The sequence below is a fragment of the Streptomyces harbinensis genome, assembly GCF_900116145.1.
Classification (GTDB): Bacteria; Actinomycetota; Actinomycetes; order Streptomycetales; family Streptomycetaceae; genus Streptomyces; species Streptomyces carpaticus.
Window position 1 is genome coordinate 339,205 of record NZ_FPAB01000003.1, and the last position, 21,206, is coordinate 360,410.

Sequence of the window (21,206 nt, forward strand, 5' to 3'; positions counted from 1 at the left end):
TGGCCGGTTCGGATTGCCCCCGGCAAACTCCACCGGCAGGACACCGCCGCCACCGCGCCCCCCGGCCGCCTTCACCGGCCGTCCCCGGTCCGCTGCCGCACCGGCAATGCCACCGAAACCGGCGAGCGTGATACTGGAGGGCGACGGATGAGCTTCCGTGCGCCAGAATGAGCGTTGTGACCTGCGAGGATGGTGGCCATGGATAAGCAGCAGGAGTTCGTGCTCCGTACCCTGGAGGAGCGTGACATCCGGTTCGTCCGGCTGTGGTTCACCGACGTGCTGGGCTTCCTCAAGTCCGTCGCCGTCGCCCCGGCCGAACTCGAACAGGCATTTGACGAAGGGATCGGCTTCGACGGCTCCGCGATCGAGGGCTTCGCCCGCGTCCACGAGTCCGACATGATCGCCAAACCCGCGCCCAGCACCTTCCAGGTCCTGCCCTGGCGCGCCGAATCCCCCGGCACCGCCCGCATGTACTGCGACATCCTGATGCCGGACGGCTCACCCTCCTACGCCGACCCCCGCTACGTCCTCAAGCGCGCCCTCGCCAAGAGCTCCGACCTCGGCTTCACCTTCTACACCCACCCCGAGATCGAGTTCTTCCTCCTCAAGGACAAGCCGGTGGACGGCACCCGCCCCACCCCCGCCGACAACTCCGGCTACTTCGACCACACCCCGCAGAACGTCGGCATGGACTTCCGCCGCCAGGCCATCTCCATGCTCGAATCCATGGGCATCTCCGTGGAGTTCTCCCACCACGAGGGCGCCCCCGGCCAGCAGGAGATCGACCTGCGCTACGCCGACGCCCTCTCCACCGCCGACAACATCATGACCTTCCGGCTCGTCATGAAGCAGGTCGCCCTCGAACAGGGCGTGCACGCCACCTTCATGCCCAAGCCGTTCTCCGAATACCCCGGCTCCGGCATGCACACCCACCTCTCCCTCTTCGAAGGCGACCGCAACGCCTTCCACGAGACCGGCGCCGAATACCAGCTCTCCAAGATCGGCCGCTCCTTCATCGCCGGACTCCTGCGGCACGCCGGCGAGATCTCCGCCGTCACCAACCAGTGGGTCAACTCCTACAAGCGCATCTGGGGCGGCACCCAGCGCACCGCCGGCGCCGGCGGCGAGGCACCCAGCTACATCTGCTGGGGCCACAACAACCGCTCCGCGCTCATCCGCGTCCCCATGTACAAGCCCGGCAAGACCGGCTCCACCCGCGTCGAGGTCCGCTCCCTCGACTCCGGCGCCAACCCCTACCTCGCCTACGCCCTGCTGCTGGCCGCCGGCCTCAAGGGCGTCGAGGAAGGGTACGAACTGCCGCCCGGCGCCGAGGACGACGTATGGGCCCTCACCGACCGCGAACGCCGCGCCCTGGGCATCGAACCCCTCCCGCAGAACCTCGGCGAGGCCATCAACCTCATGCAGCACAGCGAACTCGTCGCCGAAACCCTCGGCGAGCACGTCTTCGACTTCTTCCTGCGCAACAAGCGCCAGGAATGGGAGGAGTACCGCTCCGAGGTCACCGCCTTCGAGCTGCGCAAAAACCTCCCGGTCCTGTGACCGCACCCGCCACCCCGCCCGGCGCGCGGCGGCCCGGGCGCTTCGGCCAGCTGGCGCGCCGCGGATTCACCGATCCGCGCGCCGCCGGCGTCCTCCTCGACCACGAGGCGCTGCGCCCGGCCGGCGACGACGGCGTGCTGCTCGACGCCCTCGCCGCCACCGCCGACCCCGACCTCGCACTCGCCGCCCTCACCCGCCTCGCCGAGGCCCAGCCGGACGGCGACCGGGCCGTCCTCCTCGACACCCTGCTGGCCGCCAAACCGCTGCGCGACCGGCTCCTCGCCGTCCTCGGCGCCTCCGAAGCCCTCGGCGACCACCTCGCCCGCCACCCCGTCGAATGGCGCACCCTCACCGCCTTCGACACCGCCGACCTGCACCCCGGCATCGAGGAGTTCACCGCCGCCCTCGCCGACGCCGACGACCCCGACAGCCTGCGCGTCGGCTACCGCCGCGCCCTGCTCACCATCGCCGCCCGCGACATGACCGGCACCACCGGCTTCGCCGACACCGCCGCCGAACTCGCCGACCTCGCCACCGCCACCCTCCGCGCCGCGCTGCGCATCGCAGCCGCCGAAGCCCCCGCCGACGCCGCCGGCTGCCGCCTCGCCGTCATCGGCATGGGCAAATGCGGCGGCCGGGAACTCAACTACGTCTCCGACGTGGACGTCATCTTCGTCGCCGAACCCCCCGAAGGCGCCGCGGAGGGCGCCGAGGCCGCCGCCCTGCGCGCCGCCACCCGCCTCGCCTCCCGCATGATGCGGATCTGCTCCGACACCACCGCCGAGGGCACCATCTGGCCCGTCGACGCCAACCTGCGCCCCGAGGGCCGCAACGGGCCACTGGTCCGCACCCTCGCCAGCCACCTCGCCTACTACGACCGCTGGGCCAAGACCTGGGAGTTCCAGGCCCTGCTGAAAGCCCGCCCCGTCGCCGGCGACGAGGACCTGGGCCGCCGCTACGCCCGCGCCGTCGCCCCCCTGGTGTGGCAGGCCGCCGACCGCGACAACTTCGTCCCCGACGTCCAGCGCATGCGCCGCCGCGTCGAGGAGTCCATCCCCGCCGACCGCGTCGAGCGCGAACTCAAACTCGGCCCCGGCGGACTGCGCGACGTCGAATTCGCCGTCCAACTGCTCCAGCTCGTCCACGGCCGCACCGACCCCGCCCTGCGCCACGCCACTACCCTGGACGCACTCGCCGCCCTCGCCGACGGCGGCTACATCGGCCGCAAGGACGCCGCCACCCTCCACGACTCCTACCGGTTCCTGCGCACCGTCGAACACCGCCTCCAGCTGTACCGGCTGCGCCGCACCCACCTCATGCCCGAGGACGAACCGGACCTGCGCCGCCTCGGCCGCTCGCTCGGCCTCACCGCCGACCCGGTCGCCGAGGTCACCGCCGCCTGGCGCCGGCACACCAGCGCCGTCCGCCGGCTGCACGAGAAGCTGTTCTACCGGCCACTGCTGGAGGCCGTCGCCGGACTGGAGGACGGCGGGGTACGGCTCGGCCCCGAGGCCGCCCGCGAACGGCTGGTCGCCCTCGGCTACGCCGACCCGGCCGCCGCCCTGCGCCATCTGGCCGCCCTCGCCTCCGGCGTCACCCGCAAGGCCGCCATCCAGCGCACCCTGCTGCCCGTCCTGCTGGACCGCTTCGCCGACTCCGCCGACCCGGACGCCGGACTGCTCGGCTTCCGCAAGGTCTCCGACGCCCTCGGCACCAGCCCCTGGTACCTGCGGCTGCTGCGCGACGAGGGCGCCGCCGCCGAGAACCTGGCCCGGGTGCTGTCCGCCGGCCGGCTCGCCCCCGACCTGCTGCTGCGCGCCCCCGAGGCCGTCGCCCTGCTCGGCGCCCCCGAAGGACTCGCGCCGCGCGGCGCCACCGCCCTGCGCCAGGAGGTCCTGGCCGCCGTCGGCCGCGCCGCCACCCCCGAGGACGCGGTGGCCGCCGCCCGCGGCGTACGCCGCCGCGAACTGTTCCGTACCGCCGCCGCCGACATCGTCGGCGCCTACCGCCCCACCGAGGCCCCGCCGGGCGAGGGCCAGGGCCCCGCCCTCGACCTGGTCGGCGACGCGCTCACCGACATCAACGCCGCCACCCTGGCCGGCGCCCTGCGCGCCGCCGTCCAGGGCCGCTGGGGCGCCGAACTCCCCACCCGGTTCGCCATCATCGCCATGGGCCGCTTCGGCGGCCACGAACTGGGCTACGGCTCCGACGCCGATGTGATGTTCGTCCACGAGCCGCGCGAGGGCGCCGACCGCGCCGAAGCCGACCGCGCCGCCTTCACCGTCGCGAACGAACTCACCCGGCTGCTCCAGCTCCCCTCCACCGACCCGCCGCTGCTCATCGACACCACCCTGCGCCCCGAGGGCCGCGGCGGCCCCCTGGTACGCACCCTGGAGAACTACGCCGCCTACTACCGCCGCTGGTCACTGGTCTGGGAGAGCCAGGCCCTGCTGCGCGCCCAGCCGGTGGCCGGCGACCCGGACCTCGGCGCGCGCTTCACCGAGCTGATCGACCCGCTGCGCTACCCGCGGGACGGGCTCGCCGAGCGGGACGTCCGCGAGATCCGCCGCCTCAAGGCCCGGATGGAGGCCGAACGGCTGCCGCGCGGCGCCGACCCGACCACCCACACCAAGCTCGGCCGCGGCGGACTCTCCGACATCGAGTGGACCGTCCAGCTGCTCCAGCTGCGGCACGCCGCCACCGTCCCCGGACTGCGCACCACCCGCACCCGCCGGGCCCTGGCCGCCGCCGAGGCGGCCGGACTGCTGAACGCCGAGGACGCGGCCGTCCTGGACGCCGCCTGGATCCTGGCCTCCCGGGTGCGCAACGCGGTGATGCTGGTGCGCGGCAGGCCGCAGGACACCTTCCCCACCGACCCGCGCGAGCTGGCGGCGGTCGCCCGCTACCTCGGGTACGAACCGGGCGCCGCCCGGCAGCAGGACACCGGCAGCGGCGGTCAGATGATCGACGACTACCGGCGCACGACGCGCCGCGCCCGCACCGTGGTGGAGCGGCTGTTCTACGACGGGGACTGAGCGGCCTCCGCCGCCGGCGGGGGCGGGGCCACCCGCCGCGGCAGCCGGTACGGCGAGGAGCCGTACCAGAGCCGGACGACCGCGTACCCGAAGCCCAGGCAGATCAGACCGCCCACCGCGTCCAGCCAGAAGTGGTTGGCGGTGGCCACGATCACCAGCAGGGTCAGGGTGGGGTACAGCACACCGAGGATCTTCACCCACAGCGGCCTGGCCAGCACCGCTATCGTGATGCCGCACCACACCGACCAGCCGATGTGCATCGACGGCATCGCGGCGTACTGGTTGGAGACCGACTGCATGCTCTCGGACTGGAACGAACCCCAGGTCTGGTACACCTGGCCGGTGTCGATGAAGTCCATGCCCTCCATCAGCCTCGGCGGCGCCAGCGGGTAGAAGTAGTAGCCGATCAGCGCCACCCCGGTGGTGGCGAACAGCACCAGACGGGTGGCCCCGTACCGGCCCGGATGCCAGCGGAACAGCCACACGAGCACGCCGATGGTCACGATGAAGTGCAGCGTGGCGTAGTAGTAGTTCATCGGCACGATCAGCCAGGTCACGGCCTCTATGCCGTGATTGACCGCGCGCTCGAAGGCCAGCCCGAGGGACTTCTCCAGATCCCAGATCCACTGCGCGTTCTCCTGCGCCTGCTCCTCCCGGGTGGGGGCGGCGTTGCGGATCATGGAGTACACGCCGTAGCTGATGGCGATGAGCAGCAGCTCGAACCAGATGCGCGGACGCCGGGGTACGCGCAGGGCGCCCAGCCGTCTGTCACGGGACGGGGGCTCCGTGTGCTTGTCGGTCACGCTCCCCGCATCCACTCGCTGTTCACTGTCCGGCTCGACGCTTGTTGCCCCCATGGACGCACAGTCTGCCAGAGTCCGGACGCTTGCCCGATCATCCTCCAGTCGGGTTTCCGGCCCTAGGGGATCCGCCCTAGGGGATCCGCCCCGGGACGGACGGCGCGGTCGCCGTCGAGCCGCGTACCACCAGCTCCGGCAGGAAGACGAACTCGCTGTGCGGAGCCGGGGTGCCCCCGATCTCCTCCAGCAGGGCGCGGACCGCCGCCTGGCCCATCGCCGGGACGGGCTGGCGGATCGTGGTGAGCGGCGGATCGGTGAAGGCGATCAGCGGGGAGTCGTCGTAGCCGATCACCGACACGTCGGCCGGGACGGCGAGGCCGCGCTGGCGGGCGGCGCGGATCGCGCCGAGCGCCATCATGTCGCTGGCGCAGATCACCGCCGTGCACCCCCGCTCCAGCAGGGTGGCCGCGGCGGCCTGGCCGCCCTCCAGGGTGAACAGCGAATGCTCGATCAGCTCGCCCGCCGCCGCCTCGTCCAGTCCGAGGTCCTCGGCGGCGCCGCGCAGGAAGCCCTCGATCTTGCGCTGCACCGGGACGAACCGGGCCGGGCCGAGCGCCAGCCCGATCCTGCGGTGGCCGAGCGAGACGAGATGGCTCATCGCCAGCCGCATCGCCGCCCGGTCGTCCGGCGAGATGAAGGGGGCGCGCACCCGGGGCGCGAAGCCGTTGATCAGGACGAACGGCACCCCGTTGCCGCGCAGCCGCTCGTACCGCTCCACATCGGCGGAGGTGTCCGCGTGCAGCCCGGAGATGAAGATGATCCCGGCCACCCCGCGTTCCACGAGCATGCCGGTCAGCTCGTCCTCCGTGGAGCCGCCCGGGGTCTGGGTGGCGAGCACCGGCGTGTAGCCCTGCCGGGTCAGCGCCTGGCCGATGACCTGGGCGAACGCCGGGAAGATCGGGTTCTCCAGCTCGGGGGTGATCAGCCCCACCAGGCCCGCGCTGCGCTTGGCCAGCCGCGCCGGGCGCTCGTAGCCGAGCAGATCGAGCGCGGCCAGGACGGATTCGCGGGTGGTGGCGGCGACGCCCGGCCGGCCGTTGAGCACCCGGCTGACGGTCGCCTCGCTGACCCCCGCCTGGGCTGCGATGTCAGCTAGCCGTGCGGTCACCCAGTGGACCTTACCGGCCGCCCCGGTACGTGCCCACCGGGCCGGGGGAACTGTACCGGGATGTGGGCATTGCGGCCGGTGCCCCGGCCGGTGGTTTCACCCGGACGGCGGCGCGGCGCGCGCCGGAGCGCGCCGGGTGTCGCGCCGCGGGCGCCGGGGTCGCCGGAGCCGCCGGAAGGGCTGGCGCGGCAGGCTTGCAGAAATTTGCCGCAAGGTCTTTCCAAAGCATGACGCCGCTGTTACGTTCCTGATCGGCCCGGCGTGGCGAGGGAGCCACGCCTAGGGTGGGACACAGCCCCCTAAACCGGGCGGAACGCTTGAAGGAGTTCACATGCGGCGCAGCATAGGGACGACGACTGCCGCTCTGGCGGCACTGACGCTTGCGGTAACGGCTTGCGGTGGTGGCGACGGAGGGGACGGGGGCGGCGCTGCCGCCGCGGACGGGGAGCTGTCCGGGACCATCACGTACTGGGACACCTCGAACGAGACCGAGGCGCAGGTCTTCAAGGCCATCGCCGAGGAGTTCGCCACCCAGCACCCGGGCGTCACCGTCGACTATGTGAACATCGGCTTCGACGACGCGCAGAACCGCTTCAAGAACGCCGCCGCCGCCAACGAGGCACCCGACGTGATGCGCACCGAGGTGGCCTGGGTCGCCGACTTCGCCAGCCTCGGCTACCTGTGGCCGCTGGACGAGACCCCCGCCCTGGAGAACCAGGAGGACTTCCTGCCCCAGGCGTGGGCCAGCACCCAGTACGAGGGCGCCACCTACGCCGTCCCGCAGGTCATCGACACCCTGGCGCTCTTCTACAACAAGCAGCTGCTCGCGGACGCCGGCGTGGAGGTGCCGCAGACGCTCGACGACGTCAAGGCGTCCGTCCCGGACTTCGAGGGCGTCGGCGCCGTGCCGCTGTACATGCGGGGCGACGACCCGTACTGGTTCCTGCCGTTCCTGTACGGCGAGGGCGGCGACATGGTCGACGCCGAGGAGCACGAAGTCACCATCGACAACGACGCCGGGATCGCCGCGTTCACCCGCATGCAGGACATGGTCACCTCGGGCGCCGCCATCACCGACACCAGCGACGGCTGGGAGAACATGATGAGCGCCTTCAGCAAGGGCGACGTCGCCATGATGGTCAACGGCCCGTGGGCCATCAACGACGCGGTCACCGGCCTCGGCGACAACCTCGGCGTCGCCCCGGTGCCCGCCGGCTCCGCCGCGCAGGCCGCGCCGCAGGGCGGCTGGAACTACGCCGTCTACGCCGGCACCCCGGAGAACGAGTCCCCCGCGGTCTTCGAGTTCGTCAAGTACATGTCCTCCGCCGCCACCCAGCAGCGGATCACCGAGGAACTGAGCCTGCTCCCCACCAGGACCTCCGTCTACGAGGTGCCGTCCGTGCAGGGCAACGAGATGGTCCAGTTCTTCAAGCCGGCCGTCGACGTGGCCCACGAGCGCCCGTGGATCCCGCAGGCCCAGTCCCTGTTCGAGCCCATCGGCGACAACGTCGAGGCGATGCTGATCGGCTCCGTCTCCCCGGAGAAGGCCGCCCAGCAGACCGGCGACGCCTACCGCGACGTCCTCGACGACTGGCTCGACTGAGCGAGCGGTCCGGTGCGAAACCCACGGACGTGTGAGACGAAGGGCGGCGAGCGAGCAGATGGCTGCTGAAGCGGTGAGGACCCGGCTCGGGAAGGGCGCCAGAACCCGGCGCACCCTGGCGAACTACTGGTACGCCTGGGCGATGATCGCCCCGGTGGTCGTCGTGATCACCGGCATCATCGGCTGGCCCCTGGTGCGCGGCATCTTCCTGTCCCTCACCAACGCCAACGAGGCCAACGTCGAACGCCAGATCGGCGTCAACAAGATGGAGGCCACGTACGAGTTCGTCGGCCTGGAGAACTACGCCGACATCCTCACGGACAGCAAGTTCTGGGACCGGCTCGGCTGGACCATGGTGTGGACGGTCTCCTGCGTCGCCATCACCTTCCTGATCGGCCTCGCCCTGGCCAATATGCTCAACCGGACCTTCCGGGGCCGCACGCTGTACCGGATGGCGCTGATCCTGCCCTGGGCGATCCCCGCCTTCGTGTCGGTCTTCGCCTGGCGGATGATCTTCAACGAGCGCAACGGCATCCTCAACAACCTGCTCGAAGGGCAGGGCATCGCCGGCATCCACTGGCTGAGCGATCCCACCTGGGCCAAGGCCGCCGTCATCGCGGTCAACGTCTGGCTGGGCGTGCCCTTCATGCTGATCGCCATGCTGGGCGCCCTCCAGTCCATCCCCGCCGAGCACTACGAGGCCGCCGAGATGGACGGCGCCGGACCCTGGCAGCGGTTCTGGAACATCACGCTGCCCGGGGTCCGCTCGGTCTCCATGACCGTGGTGCTGCTCAGCACCATCTGGACCTTCAACATGTTCCCGGTGATCTTCCTGCTCACCCGGGGCGGCCCGGCCGGCTCCACCGACATCCTGGTGACCGAGGCGTTCCGGCTGGCCTTCATCAGAAGCCCCCGCGACTTCGCCAACTCCGCCGCCTGGGGCGTACTGATCCTGCTGCTCCTGGTCCTGTTCGCGATCTCCTACCGGCGGGCACTGCGCAAGCAGGGAGAGGTGTGGTAGCCATGAGCGCCGAGACAACACGCTTCGACTCCGGCTCCGCCCCGGCCGGCACCCGTACCGGCCCCGGCTCCGACCCCGGCCGCGGCGACATCCCGCAGTCCGGTGGCGCGGGCGGCGGCAGCGGCAAACGCCCGCGGCGGCGCGGCGAACGCGGCCCGCTGGCCTCCTTCGGCCTGCACGCCACCCTGCTGTTCGCCGCCGTCATCGCGGTCTTCCCGCCGCTGTGGCTGCTGGTGACCTCCTTCAAGCCCAAGAGCGACACCTTCACCATCGCGCTCATCTCCAACTTCACCCTGGACAACTACGACCATGTGCTGAACAACACCAAGTTCCTCACCTGGTTCGGCAACTCCCTGCTGGTCGTGGTCACCACCACGGTGATCGGGGTGTTCATCTCCTCCACCACCGGCTACGCGCTCAGCCGCTTCCGCTTCCCCGGCATGCGCCCGCTGATGTGGACCCTGCTGATCACCCAGATGTTCCCGATGGCCGTGCTCATCGTGCCGCTGTACAACCTGATGTCCCGGTACGGGCTCCTGAACCGGCCCATCGCGCTGATCGTCACCTACCTCACCATCGCGGTGCCGTTCTGCGCCTGGATGATGAAGGGCTTCTTCGACACCATCCCGATCTCCATCGACGAATCGGGACGGGTGGACGGACTCTCCCCGTTCGGCACCTTCTGGCGGCTCATCATGCCGCTGGCCCGCCCCGGGCTCGCCGTCACCGGCTTCTACACCTTCGTCACCGCCTGGGCCGAAGTCGCCTACGCCACGGCCTTCATGACCGGCGAGAGACATCTGACCCTCGCCGGCGGCCTCCAGACCTTCGTCAACCAGCACACCCAGGACTGGCATCTGATGACCGCCGCGGCCGTCCTCATCGCCGTACCCGCGACCCTGGTCTTCGGCTACGCGCAGCGGCACCTGCAATCCGGGCTCACGGCAGGCGCCACCAAGGCCTGACCCGAGCCCCGCTGTCCCCGCAACACCTTCACGACGAGCCACAGGGAAGACATGACCCAGCACCTCGCCGGCCCCACCACCCCTGCCGCCGAAACCCCCGGCTGGTGGCGCGACGCCGTCATCTACCAGGTCTACCCCCGCTCCTTCGCCGACGGAGACGGCGACGGCATGGGCGACCTGCCCGGCATCCGCGCCCGGCTCCCGTACCTGGCCGATCTCGGCGTGGACGCCGTCTGGCTGAGCCCGTTCTACGCCTCCCCGCAGGCCGACGCCGGCTACGACGTCGCCGACTACCGGGCCATCGACCCCATGTTCGGCACCCTCAAGGACGCCGACGACCTGATCCGCGAAGCCCACGACCTGGGCCTGCGTGTCATCACCGACCTTGTCCCCAACCACTCCTCCGACCGCCACGAGTGGTTCCGCCGCGCCCTGCGCGAGGGCCCCGGCTCCCCGCTGCGCGAGCGCTACCACTTCCGCCCCGGCAAGGGCGACAAGGGCGAAGAGCCCCCCAACGACTGGGAGTCCATCTTCGGCGGCCCCGCCTGGACCCGCACCACCAACCCGGACGGCTCGCCCGGCGAGTGGTACCTCCACCTCTTCGCGCCCGAACAGCCCGACTTCAACTGGGACAACGAGGCCGTCCGGGACGAATTCCGCTCCGTGCTGCGGTTCTGGCTCGACATGGGCGTCGACGGCTTCCGCATCGACGTGGCCCACGGCCTGGTCAAGGCGGCCGGCCTGCCCGACATGGGCCACAGCGGCCAGCTGAAACTGCTCGGCACCCAGGAGATGCCGTTCTTCGACCAGGACGGCGTCCACGAGATCTACCGCAGCTGGCGCACCATCCTCGACGAATACCCCGGGCAGCGGATCGCCGTCGCCGAGGCCTGGACCCCCAGCGCGGAGCGCACCGCCCGCTACCTGCGCCCCGGCGAACTCCACCAGGCGTTCAACTTCCACTACCTCAGCACCCCGTGGGAGGCCGGCGCGCTGCGCGAGGTCATCGACTCCTCGCTGGACTCCATGCGCCCGGTCGGCGCCCCCACCACCTGGGTCCTCTCCAACCACGACGTGGTGCGCCACCTCACCCGGCTCGGCGGCGACCTGGGCCGGGCCCGCGCCGCCACCCTGCTGATGCTGGCGCTGCCCGGCTCCGCCTACCTCTACCAGGGCGAGGAACTCGGCCTGCCCGAGGTCACCGATCTCCCCGACGAGGTACGGCAGGACCCGGCCTTCTTCCGCCGCTCGCCCGACGAGGACACCGACGCGGGCGGCCAGGACGGGCTGCGCGACGGCTGCCGGGTGCCCATCCCGTGGACCAGCGAGGGCACCTCGTACGGCTTCGGCACCGGCGGCAGCTGGCTGCCGCAGCCGGGGGAGTGGGCCAAGCTCGCCGTGGCCGCCCAGATCGGCGATCCCGGCTCCACCCTGGTGCTGTACCGCACCGCGCTGTCGGTACGGCGCGAGCAGCCGGCGCTCGGCGCGGGCGACGCGGTCCAGTGGCTGGACGCGCCCGAGGGCGTGCTCGCCTTCCGGCGGCACGGCGCGGACGGCAGCACCGTGCTGGTGCTGGCCAACACCACCGGCGCCGACATCACCCTCACCGGCGAACTCGCCTCCCCGGGCACCCTGCTGCTGGCCAGCGGCCCGGTCCCGGCCGCCGGTGACGTCCTGCCCGCCGACACCACCGCCTGGTGGACGACGCATGGCTGACGCCGCGCCCGCCCGGCTCGCCGATATCGCCGGACAGGCCGGGGTCAGTGAGGCCACGGTTAGCCGGGTGCTCAACGGCAAGTCGGGGGTCGCGGCGGCCACCCGCCAGCGGGTGCTCGCCGCCCTGGACGTCCTGGGGTACGAGCGCCCGCTGAGGCTCCGCCAGCGCAGCGCGGGCCTGATCGGCCTGGTCATACCCGAGTTGACCAACCCGATCTTCCCGGCCTTCGCCCAGGTCATCGAACAGGCGCTGGCCTCGCACGGCTACACACCGGTGCTGTGCACCCAGAGCCCGGGCGGGGCCACCGAGGACGAACTGGTGGACCAGCTGGTGGAACGCGGCGTCACCGGCATCGTCTTCCTGTCCGGGCTGCACGCGGACACCACCACCGACCCGGAGCGGTACACCCGGCTCGCCGGGCGCGGGGTGCCGTTCGTGCTGATCAACGGCTACAACGACCGGGTGGCCGCCCCGTTCGTCTCCCCGGACGACGCGGCGGCGACCCGGATGGCGGTGCGGCATCTGCGCGACCTGGGACACGAGCGGATCGGCCTGGCGGTGGGGCCGGCCCGCTTCGTCCCGGTGCGCCGCAAGGTGGCCGGTTTCCGCGCCGAACTGGGCCGGGACGCCCCGGTACGGCACTCGCTGTTCAGCGTGGAGGGCGGCCAGGCGGCGGCCACCGCCCTGCTGGACGCGGGGTGCACCGGCATCGTCTGCGGCAGCGACATGATGGCCCTCGGCGCGATACGCGCGGCCCGCCAGCGCGGCCTCACCGTTCCGGGACAGGTGTCGGTGACCGGGTACGACGACTCGGACCTCATCGCCTTCACCGACCCACCGCTCACGACGCTGCGCCAGCCGGTCCGCGCGATGGCGGGCGCGGCGGTGAGCACGCTCCTCGGGGAGATCAACGGGGACCAGGTGCCGCACACGGAGTTCGTGTTCCAGCCGGAGCTGGTGGTGCGGGGGAGCACGGCGGTGGCGCCGCAGCGGAGCGGGGACTGACGGCTTGTTCCCGTCATGTGACAGCCGGATGTCCTCGATGTGTCACACCTCTTGACCGTCCTCCTGGGCGCCCCTACGGTCAGCCATGAAACTCACTTGCTGAAAGTTCCGGCATTCCTTTCAGCAAGCCGTGCTCTTCCGGCACCCCCACCCGCGAGGAGATGTCATGCACCTGATCCGCACCGCGCTCGTCGGCCTGACGGCCGCCGCCGCCGGGCTCGCCGTCTCGCTCGGCGTCCCGGGCGGCGCGCCCACCGCCGCCGCCGCACCGCCCGGCGGCAAGGACGTCACCGCCGTACTGTTCTCCTGGAACTTCGACTCCATCGCCCGCGAATGCACTCAGCGGCTCGGCCCGGCCGGGTACGGCTACGTGCAGGTCTCCCCGCCCCAGGAGCAGATCCAGGGCAGCCAGTGGTGGACCGCCTACCAGCCGGTCAGCTACACCATCGGCAGCCGGCTCGGCGATCGTGCCCAGTTCCAGAACATGGTCAACACCTGCGACAGCGCGGGCGTCGGCGTCGTCGTCGACACCGTCATCAACCACATGACGGCCGGCTCGGGCACCGGCACCGCCGGCAGCCGCTACACGAAGTACGACTACCCCGACGCCCCCTACAGCGATGGGGACTTCAACGACTGCCGCCGCGAGATCGGCAACAACTACGGCGACCGCGGCAACGTCCAGAACTGCGAACTCGTCGGCCTCGCCGACCTCGACACCGGCAAGGACTACGTCCGCCAGCGCCTCGCCGACTACATGAACGACCTGCTCTCCCTCGGCGTCGCCGGCTTCCGCATCGACGCCGCCAAGCACATGCCCGCCGCCGACCTCGCCGCCATCAAGTCCCGGCTGGACGACCCGAACGCCTACTGGAAGCAGGAGGCCATCTACGGCGCGGGCGAAGCCGTCTCCCCGAGCGAGTACCGGGGCACCGGTGACGTCCAGGAGTTCCGCTACGGCTTCGATCTCAAGCGCGTCTTCCAGAACGAGAACCTCGCCTACCTCGCCAACTTCGGCGAGGGCTGGGGCCACATGCCCAGCGCCGGCTCCGCCGTCTTCGTCGACAACCACGACACCGAGCGCAACGGCTCCACGCTCTCCTACAAGGACGGCGCCCTGTACACCCTCGCCAACGTGTTCATGCTGGCCTGGCCGTACGGCTCGCCCGATGTGCACTCCGGCTACGAGTTCACCGACCACGACGCCGGCCCGCCCGGCAACGGCCGGGTGAGCGCCTGCTGGTCGGACGGCTGGAAGTGCCAGCACGCCTGGCCGGAGATCTCCGCCATGGTCGGCTTCCGCAACGCCACCCGCGGCCAGGGCGTCACCGACTGGTGGGACAACGGCGCCAACGCGATCGCCTTCGGCCGGGGCGGCCAGGGCTTCGTCGCCATCAACCACGAGGGCGGCCCGCTCACCCGCACCTACCAGACCTCCCTCGCCGCCGGCCAGTACTGCGACGTCCAGAGCAACCAGTTGGTGACGGTTGATGGTTCCGGGCGGTTCACCGCCACCCTCGGCAGCAACACCGCACTCGCGCTGCACACCGGCGCCCGTACCTGCTGACCCACTGACCGGCTCAGCTCCCGGCCCGTGACGGCGCCGCCCCGCAACCGGCGGGGCGGCGCCGTCCGTCAACGCAGCGACGACAGCGTCTCGCCGTTCTCCAGCGTGGCCGTCAGCTCCGCGTCCGCCTGCTGGCCGGGCGCCGGAAGGGCCATCACCCGGCCGCTGACTCCGCCCTCGACCTCGCCCTCGGCCGCGATCGACGCCACCTCGGGGCTGCCGGCCGCCAGGAGATACCAGGTGTCCGCCGGCGACTTCCACAGCACACCGGAGAGCACCCGCGGCTCCCGCGGACCGCACGCCGTCCCCTCCTCCTGCCGCGCGACCACCGCGCCCGGCTCACCCGCGTGCTCGGACGGGATGTGGAACTGCGCCATCGTCCGGCTGCCCGAGCCGCGCCAGGTCTCCGCGCGCGTGCACAGCCACTGCGCGGTCCCCGCCCCGTCCGGCAGCTCCTGCTCGGCGAAACCCCAGGTGTTCACCGACCGCACCCCGGTCGCCGTCACCCCGGACAGATGGCAGGCGGTACGCGCCCAGCGTGCGGCCGACGTGCTGTCCGCCAGCGCGCCGCCCGGCTCGCCCGGCGCGCCGTACGTCAGCAGCGCCGGGGTCAGCTCGCCGAGGTCCGCCATGGCGTAGGGGGCCGCCAGCCCGGTCGCGGTGAACTCCAGCACCGCGTACTCCGCGCACTCCTCCTGGGTACCGCTCCCGGCGGGCGTACGCACCGGGGCGGTCACCCCGTGCTCGTCCACGTCGGCCGGCACCCCGGTGATCCCGGGCGTCAGCAGATCCGTCATCGTGAGCGATTCGACCCATGGGGCCACCAGATAGCGGGTGTTGCCGTCCGCCCGGTCCAGGACCACGGCGGACGCGGCGGTCGTGTCGGCCCCGTCCACCCGTGCGAAGTCCAGCACCGCGCCGCCGTCCTCGACCCCGGTCAGCTCCGCGTACCGCACCAGCCGCATCCCGTCGTACAGCAGCACCACCGTGGACTGGCCGACCTCCCCGGCGTACAGCAGCTGCGCCGGGCCGGGCGCGGGGCCCGTCTGGGTGCCGGGGGTGGCCGAGACGCCGACCGAATCGCCGGGGCGGGCCCAGACGGCGAGCGCGCGGCGCAGCAGCGCCTGGTCGTTGACCGCCTCGCCGCGCGCCGGCCACACCGCGAAGTCCACCCGGGAGGAGCCCTCCCAGACATCTGCGGGCATCCGGCGCAGCGTCTTGGGGTCGAGCGCGGCCTGGGCCTGGGCGTTCTCGGCGTACGGCGGGGCTGCGGCGCCGTCCGGGCCCCAGCCGCCGGGCAGCAGGGCCGTGCCGGCGGCGGCCACCGCGAGCACGGCCACCGCGGCCAGGGCGGCGTGCCGGCGGCGGCGCCGGCGGGTGAGGTCGGTGGGGCGGGCGGTGAGCGCGCACGGGTCGACGAGTTCGCCGCCCTCGGGGAGGGAGTCCGCGCCGCGCAGTGCCGCCCGGATGGTGTCCTCGTCGACGCCCGAGGCGGCCAGCAGGCTGCGGATGGCGGGGGCGTTCAGCCCGTCGAGGCGGCGCAGCGCGTAGGCGACGCGGCCGGCGCCGTCCAGCCGCTGGAGGGCGGTGTCCAGGGCGAGTTCGGCGGTGTCGCCGACCGCGAGCGGGAACAGCCGCAGCCCGGCCACCCGGGGCAGGCCGTACGGGCCGGTGCGCAGCCGGCGCAGTTCGCGGCCGGCCAGCCGCACCGGGCGGGCGGCGGTCAGCGCCGTCCGCAGCACCCGCTGCCGCAGATAGAGGTAGCCGGGGTCGCCGGCCGGGCCGTCCCCGGTGCGCGGCACGGGGAGGGCCCCGGAGTCGCCGGAGCCGGCCGCCGCCCGGCCGTGCGGCACGGCCCGCTGGACCAGGGCGTGCGCGGTGAGCACCCGGCGGTGCCGGCCGAGGGAGGCGGGCAGCGCGAGGTAGGCGAGCCGGACCAGCCGGGGGTAGTGCTCCACCAGCGCGGCAGCCGCCTGCTCGGGGGCGACGCCCGGGGTGGTCTCCGGGCGCCGGTGACTGGTGGGTTTGACGTCGGGGGAAGACAGATCGCTGGAGGACACACCCGGCTGAACGAGCGGGCGCCGCCGAGGACACGCGGGTGTCCGGTGGTGTTCGCCGCTGACCGGACCGGACCCGATCGCGGGTCCCCGGCGCCCGGATCCGGCCGCCCGGACGTCACATCCGGCCACCACGTCCGGTCGCCGTGCGGTGGGGGAGCGTCCGTGCCGGCGCTCGCCCTCGTCCCCGCGCCGTCCCCCGCCGGTACCGGTGCGCCCGGTGCGCCCGGTGCGCCCGGTGCACCCGGCGGGGATCAGCGGCGTTCGAGATAGGCGAGGACGGCCAGCACCCGCCGGTTGTCGTCGTCGGACACCGGAAGCCCCAGCTTGGCGAAGATGTTGGAGGTGTGCTTGGCGACGGCGCGTTCGGTCACCACCATGCGTTCGGCGATGGCGGCGTTGGACCGGCCCTGGGCCATCAGCTCCATGACCTCCAGCTCGCGCGGGGTGAGCCGCTCCAGCGGGGAGTCCTGGGTGCGCTGGGCGAGGAGTTGCTGGATGACCTGCGGGTCCATCGCCGTGCCGCCGCCGGCCACCCGGCGTACCGCGTCGACGAACTGGTCGGCGTCGAAGACCCGGTCCTTGAGCAGATAGCCGACCCCGCCGTGCCCGTCCGCCAGCAACTCGCGGGCGTACAGCTGCTCCACGTGCTGGGAGAGCACCAGGACCGGCATGCCGGGCCGCTCCCGGCGGGCCGCCAGCGCGCACTGGAGGCCCTCGTCGGTGAAGGACGGCGGCAGCCGGACGTCGACCACGGCGACGTCCGGCCGCAGTTCGGCCAGTGCACGGGTGAGGGCGGGGCCGTTGTCGACGGCCGCCGCGATCTCGAAGTCGTGCGCCTGGAGGAGCCGGGTGAGCCCGTCCCTCAGCAGAAAGAGATCTTCGGCGAGAACGACACGCACCCGGTACCTGCCCTTTGCTGTCCGTCGGGAGCGGCCCAGCCTACCGGCCGGTGCCCGGTCAGCCGCGCGGCAGTACGGTGCCGAGGACCCCGGGCAGGGCGTACCAGTCGGAGCTGACGACGCTGGCGTGCGCCCCGGCCAGCTCCGCGACGCGGGCCCGTGCCGCGGCCTCGCCCGGGTCGGTCGGGCTGATCGCGGGCGGTACGTCGTGGGCGTTGGTCATCACCAGCAGATAGTTGTTGGCGGCGTACCAGGAGGTGTCGATGGTGCCGTCGGTGTACAGCGGGGCATGGCCGTCGAAGACGACGAACCACGGGCGGAGTGTGGCGTCCGCGTACCGGCCGGTGCGCGGGTCGCCGGCCTCGGCGTGGTGGACGGCGGGGAAGGCGGCGGCGGTGTCCAGGCGGCCGGCGGCGGCCAGGTCGCGCAGATGGCGGCCGTACTCCTCGTCCGTCCACAGGTTGTCGAAGGGGTTGCCCTCCTCGACGGTGCCGGGGATGAGGTGGAAGAGGAACTTGCCGGCCAGCTCGTCGCGGGTGGGCCAGCCGTCGGCGCGCACGGCGTCGTCCAGGGTGGCGTGGCCGGCGGCGAGTTCGCCGGGGCGGTAGACGGCGTCGCCGAGGATGCCGTTGACGAGCGCGTCGAACTCGGCGGGGCCGCGCCCGAGATTGGCGGCGAAGCCGTCCTTCATCTCGATCTTGATGAGGATGGGCCGGTGGCCGGGGTTGCCGTCGTGCCAGGCGCGCAGGTCGGCCAGGCAGCCGGCGAAGCCCTGGTTGCGGGGCTTGGTGCGCAGTTCGGCGGGGGATGAGGCGTTCTCGCAGTTGTTGTCGTTGCCCAGCGGATTGCTGTGCGAGACGCGCCAGGTGCCGCCGAAGAAGTTGGTCCACACGTCGAGTTCGAGCATGCCGGCGCCGGAGTCCAGGCCGTCGGCGAGGTAGGTGAAGGTGCTCTTCTCGTACGCGTTGTGCACGCCGACCGTGGTGCCGGCGTCGAACGGCAGGGCGCCGTCGGCCGCCGCGGCCGGCGCGTCGGCGGCGCCGGCCGCACCGGCGGCGGTGTGGGGGAGGGTGAGGGCCAGTGCTGTCGCGCCGATGAGCAGGAGGTTTCTGGTGCCGCGGAGGTTCCGGTTGCGTCGCATACGTCACCCGCGCTCTCTGTGGGGGAGCAAGTCCCGCTCAGCGTAGGCGAGTTGGTCTACACCTGGGTGAGCCGGGGGTGAACGGGCCCCCTCAGCCGCGCGCCACCGGCGGGTCGCAGGGCACCTCGATGGTCACCAGCGTCGGCCCGCCCGCGGGGCTGGAGAGCGCCAGCACCCCGTCGAACGGGCCCAGCCGCCGCTCGATGCCCCGCAGCCCGGTCCCGCCGTCCAGGGACGCGCCGCCGCGCCCGTTGTCGGTCACCGCGATCTTCAGGGTGCGGTCGGCGTCGCCGTAGTAGATGTCCAGCCAGATGCGGTCGGCGCCCGAGTGCTTGGCCGCGTTGGTCAGCACCTCGCTCACCGCGAAGTACGCGGCGGTCTCCACCGGCTCGGCGAGCCGGCCGGGCAGCTCCACGTCCACCTCCACCGGGATCCGCATCCGCAGCGCCAGCGCCTTGACCGCGTCGCCGAGACCCCGTTCGGCCAGCACCGGCGGGTGGATGCCGCGCACCAGGTCGCGCAGCTCGGTCAGCGCCTCGGCGGAGGAGGCCCGCGCCTGGGCCAGCAGTTCCCTGGCCTGCGCCGGGTCCTTCTCCAGCAGGGCCTCGACCGCGCCCAGGCTCATACCCATGGCGACCAGCCTGGCCTGCGCGCCGTCGTGCAGGTCCCGTTCGATGCGGCGCAGTTCGGCGGCGGAGCTGTCCACCGCGTCGTGCCGGGTCTCGGTCAGCCGGGCCACCCGCTGGGCGAGTTGCTGCTTGTGGCTGGCCCCGATGAAGAGGCGGCACAGCACGAAGTGGCCGCGCAGGATGAGCGGGTTGAGGAACAGCCCGAGCACGAACAGGCCGATGCCGGTGACGGCGGCGAGGGCGGCGGTGAACCAGGAGCTGATGGGTACGAACGCGAACCAGATGGTGCCGGAGGCGTCGAAGATCGGCTGCCAGACGCCGGCCAGCAGCACCAGCCCGTACACCCCGTACAGCAGCAGCGCGGGCGCGAACACCACGGCGGTGAAGCCGGCGGTGGCGTCCACCAGCAGCCAGAGCAGGTCGCGCCAGGTCGCCGGGTCGCGCAGCAGCTGGACCGTCCGGTCGACCCGGCCCGCGAGCCCGCCGCGCTGCTCGGGCAGCGGCCGGTAGGCGGAACGGATGGTGACGCCCGACCAGTCGTGGGCGAGCAGCCGGCGCTGGTTGGCGTGCGCCCGGGTCAGGCCGACGACCAGCGGGGTGGAGAGGAAACCGAGGCCGAGGGGGAGGAAGGCCAGCGACAGCACGGAGAAGATGAACAGCAGCAGCGAGCCGATGATCGAGGCCGCCATCAGCAGCAGCGCCCTGGCCGCCGCCAGCAGGGAATCCCGTGCCCGTTCCGTGCTCATGATGTCCGTGTCCTCCGCCGCAGTGCCGTGGTGGTGCGTCTGTACGAGAGGACAGTCTTCAGCACGGGGGCGGGGCGGAGCACTGGGGCCGTGACCCGGAGCCGTGGTGTATCCAGGTACACCACGGCTCCCGGGCCGGTGCGCCCCGGTCCGCGTCCGAGCTGCCAGCCGCGGACCGGGGACGTGCGCGGGTCCGGCGCCGCAGGGAGGCCGGGGCGCCGGGGGCCGCCGGTCAGACCAGGCCGGCCTCGGCGAGCGCGGTGCCGCAGGTGTCGGTGATCAGCCGGGTGACGACGTACGGGTCGACGTTGGCGTTGGGGCGGCGGTCCTCGATGTAGCCCTTCTTGTCCCGCTCGACCTGCCACGGGATGCGGACCGAGGCGCCGCGGTCGGAGACGCCGTAGCTGTACTGGTCCCAGGGGGCGGTCTCGTGCGCGCCGGTGAGCCGGTCCTCGACGCCCACGCCGTAGTTCTTGACGTGCTCCAGCGGCTTGCCGTCCTTGCCGAGGGACTCGCAGGCGGTGATGATCGCCTCGTAGCCCTCGCGCATGGCCTTGGTGGAGAAGTTGGTGTGCGCGCCGGCGCCGTTCCAGTCGCCCTTGACGGGCTTGGGGTCCAGGGTGGCGGCGACACCGAAGTCCTCGGCGGTGCGGTAGAGCAGCCAGCGGGCCACCCACAGCTGGTCGGCGACGTCCAGCGGCGACAGCGGGCCGACCTGGAACTCCCACTGGCCGGGCATGACCTCGGCGTTGATGCCGGAGATGCCCAGGCCCGCCTTGAGGCAGTTCTCCAGGTGCGCCTCGACGATCTCGCGGCCGTGGATCTCGTCCACGCCGACACCGCAGTAGTAGCCGCCCTGCGGGGCCGGGAAGCCGCCCTCGGGGAAGCCGAGCGGGCGGGAGCCCTCGAAGAAGGTGTACTCCTGCTCGATGCCGAAAATCGGCTCCTGGGCGGCGAACTTCTCGGCGACCGGGCGCAGCAGGGCGCGGGTGTTGGACGCGTGCGGGGTGTCGTCGGTGTTGTAGACCTCGCAGAGCACCAGGATGTCGTCACCGCCGCGGATCGGGTCCGGGTAGGAGGCGACGGGCTTGAGGACGCGGTCCGAGGCGTGGCCCTCGGCCTGGTTGGTGCTGGAGCCGTCGAAGCCCCAGACCGGGGGCTCGGCGCCGTCGGCGAGGATCTTCGTCTTCGAACGCAGCTTCGCCGTCGGCGAGGTGCCGTCGATCCAGATGTACTCGGCCTTGTAGCTCACGGTCGTGCTCCTTGAGGAGGTCATCGCATCGGCGTGTG

14 protein-coding genes and 1 pseudogene are annotated in these 21,206 nt (G+C 72.4%); 8 read left to right on the forward strand and 7 right to left on the reverse strand.

Features of this window, described 5'->3' with window-relative positions:
• The first annotated feature begins 198 nt into the window (after positions 1–198).
• Entirely contained in the window at positions 199–1,560 is a 1,362-nt protein-coding gene (gene glnA / locus BM385_RS09365; protein ID WP_026047291.1) for a type I glutamate--ammonia ligase, read from the forward strand.
• On the forward strand, positions 1,557–4,595 hold the full coding sequence (locus tag BM385_RS09370; protein ID WP_093842764.1) for a bifunctional [glutamine synthetase] adenylyltransferase/[glutamine synthetase]-adenylyl-L-tyrosine phosphorylase: 3,039 nt from the start codon (positions 1,557–1,559) through the stop codon (positions 4,593–4,595). Before glnA ends, BM385_RS09370 begins: the two co-directional genes overlap by 4 nt.
• On the opposite strand, the gene BM385_RS09375 is transcribed toward BM385_RS09370, so the two are convergent.
• Positions 4,580–5,452 carry a phosphatase PAP2 family protein gene (locus BM385_RS09375; protein ID WP_078575926.1) on the reverse strand — a complete coding sequence of 291 codons (873 nt, stop codon included), beginning with the start codon at positions 5,450–5,452 and terminating at the stop codon, positions 4,580–4,582. The two genes, BM385_RS09370 and BM385_RS09375, sit on opposite strands and share 16 nt — an antisense overlap.
• 76 nt (positions 5,453–5,528) lie before the next feature.
• Complete coding sequence (locus BM385_RS09380; RefSeq protein ID WP_026047290.1) at positions 5,529–6,563, reverse strand: LacI family DNA-binding transcriptional regulator; 1,035 nt, start codon at positions 6,561–6,563, stop codon at positions 5,529–5,531.
• A gap of 331 nt (positions 6,564–6,894) precedes the next feature.
• On the opposite strand from BM385_RS09380, the gene BM385_RS09385 reads away from it, so the two are divergent.
• The 6 genes and pseudogenes from BM385_RS09385 to BM385_RS09410 form a co-directional block, all read left to right on the forward strand.
• Positions 6,895–8,166, forward strand: coding sequence for an extracellular solute-binding protein (locus BM385_RS09385; RefSeq protein WP_019432965.1), 1,272 nt, complete (start codon positions 6,895–6,897; stop codon positions 8,164–8,166).
• Positions 8,167–8,224: 58 nt separating this feature from the next.
• The gene (locus tag BM385_RS09390; RefSeq protein WP_051131083.1) at positions 8,225–9,187 is read left to right on the forward strand and encodes a carbohydrate ABC transporter permease; all 963 of its coding nucleotides are present in this window, start codon (positions 8,225–8,227) and stop codon (positions 9,185–9,187) included.
• A 2-nt stretch (positions 9,188–9,189) separates the two neighbouring features.
• A complete protein-coding gene (locus BM385_RS09395) occupies positions 9,190–10,152 on the forward strand; it encodes a sugar ABC transporter permease (protein WP_019432963.1) in 963 nt (320 codons plus the stop codon).
• 51 nt (positions 10,153–10,203) lie between these two features.
• Positions 10,204–11,868, forward strand: a complete 1,665-nt coding sequence (locus tag BM385_RS09400; RefSeq protein ID WP_093842765.1) for a glycoside hydrolase family 13 protein — start codon at positions 10,204–10,206, stop codon at positions 11,866–11,868.
• Complete coding sequence (locus BM385_RS09405; protein ID WP_093842766.1) at positions 11,861–12,874, forward strand: LacI family DNA-binding transcriptional regulator; 1,014 nt, start codon at positions 11,861–11,863, stop codon at positions 12,872–12,874. Before BM385_RS09400 ends, BM385_RS09405 begins: the two co-directional genes overlap by 8 nt.
• 166 nt (positions 12,875–13,040) lie before the next feature.
• A pseudogene (locus BM385_RS09410) lies at positions 13,041–14,438 on the forward strand (alpha-amylase); the annotation flags it as partial.
• 71 nt (positions 14,439–14,509) lie between these two features.
• Here the strand turns inward: BM385_RS09410 and BM385_RS09415 are convergent.
• The 5 genes from BM385_RS09415 to glnII all read right to left on the reverse strand — a co-directional run bounded on the left by BM385_RS09415 (position 14,510) and on the right by glnII (position 21,168).
• Positions 14,510–16,501 (reverse strand): hypothetical protein, encoded by a 1,992-nt coding sequence (locus BM385_RS09415; protein ID WP_254791494.1) that lies wholly within the window; start codon positions 16,499–16,501, stop codon positions 14,510–14,512.
• Positions 16,502–16,752: 251 nt separating this feature from the next.
• Entirely contained in the window at positions 16,753–17,400 is a 648-nt protein-coding gene (locus BM385_RS09420; protein ID WP_019432958.1) for a response regulator transcription factor, read from the reverse strand.
• Between the two features lie 58 nt (positions 17,401–17,458).
• Positions 17,459–18,541 carry a phosphatidylinositol-specific phospholipase C domain-containing protein gene (locus BM385_RS09425; RefSeq protein WP_019432957.1) on the reverse strand — a complete coding sequence of 361 codons (1,083 nt, stop codon included), beginning with the start codon at positions 18,539–18,541 and terminating at the stop codon, positions 17,459–17,461.
• Positions 18,542–18,632: 91 nt separating this feature from the next.
• Entirely contained in the window at positions 18,633–19,916 is a 1,284-nt protein-coding gene (locus BM385_RS09430; protein WP_093842768.1) for a sensor histidine kinase, read from the reverse strand.
• 232 nt (positions 19,917–20,148) lie between these two features.
• The gene (gene glnII, locus BM385_RS09435) at positions 20,149–21,168 is read right to left on the reverse strand and encodes a glutamine synthetase (RefSeq protein WP_019432955.1); all 1,020 of its coding nucleotides are present in this window, start codon (positions 21,166–21,168) and stop codon (positions 20,149–20,151) included.
• Between the last annotated feature and the right edge of the window lie 38 nt (positions 21,169–21,206).

What these genes read in the sequence shown, in the direction of transcription:
- glnA (WP_026047291.1), top strand. Translation starts at nt 199, where the DNA reads ATGGATAAGCAGCAGGAGTTCGTGCTCCGTACCCTGGAGGAGCGTGAC.
- BM385_RS09375 (WP_078575926.1), bottom strand. Translation starts at nt 5,452, where the DNA reads ATGGGGGCAACAAGCGTCGAGCCGGACAGTGAACAGCGAGTGGATGCG.
- BM385_RS09385 (WP_019432965.1), top strand. Translation starts at nt 6,895, where the DNA reads ATGCGGCGCAGCATAGGGACGACGACTGCCGCTCTGGCGGCACTGACG.
- BM385_RS09390 (WP_051131083.1), top strand. Translation starts at nt 8,225, where the DNA reads ATGGCTGCTGAAGCGGTGAGGACCCGGCTCGGGAAGGGCGCCAGAACC.
- BM385_RS09395 (WP_019432963.1), top strand. Translation starts at nt 9,190, where the DNA reads ATGAGCGCCGAGACAACACGCTTCGACTCCGGCTCCGCCCCGGCCGGC.
- BM385_RS09400 (WP_093842765.1), top strand. Translation starts at nt 10,204, where the DNA reads ATGACCCAGCACCTCGCCGGCCCCACCACCCCTGCCGCCGAAACCCCC.
- BM385_RS09405 (WP_093842766.1), top strand. Translation starts at nt 11,861, where the DNA reads ATGGCTGACGCCGCGCCCGCCCGGCTCGCCGATATCGCCGGACAGGCC.
- BM385_RS09425 (WP_019432957.1), bottom strand. Translation starts at nt 18,541, where the DNA reads ATGCGACGCAACCGGAACCTCCGCGGCACCAGAAACCTCCTGCTCATC.
- BM385_RS09430 (WP_093842768.1), bottom strand. Translation starts at nt 19,916, where the DNA reads ATGAGCACGGAACGGGCACGGGATTCCCTGCTGGCGGCGGCCAGGGCG.